The 344-nt window shown below is 64.0% G+C and carries 1 pseudogene; it reads right to left on the reverse strand.

Going from position 1 to position 344, the window contains the following annotated elements:
- Positions 1-344: pseudogene (locus EOC06_RS43695) on the reverse strand (vitamin K epoxide reductase family protein); the annotation flags it as partial.

Consider the following 344-nt stretch of genomic DNA (forward strand, 5'->3'; position numbering starts at 1 on the left):
GCTCTGCCGTTCGAGCAGTTCGCTGACCTTGGTTTCCATCAGCTGCTGGTCGAGCAACTGCCGGCTGGTGATGCGGTCGACCTGGGCGCGAAGCGCCGAAATGCGATCTTCATAAGCTTGCTGCATGCGCGCCTGGCGCGCCGTGGTGGCGCCTATCAGATCGTCGCGCAGCACCAGATAGGAGGTGGCCATGAGGTAGCCGACGGCAATGGCGGCGAGCGCCGAGCCGATAAAGGCCGCCAGCCACGGTCGGATCGTGAAATGCCTGATCTCGTTGCCCCGGGCGATGATGACCGTATGGGGCTCCTTACGCCTGCCGAAGACTGCGGACTGACCGGTTGCGT

It is taken from the genome of Mesorhizobium sp. M7A.F.Ca.MR.362.00.0.0, assembly GCF_004023175.1.
GTDB lineage: Bacteria > Pseudomonadota > Alphaproteobacteria > Rhizobiales > Rhizobiaceae > Mesorhizobium.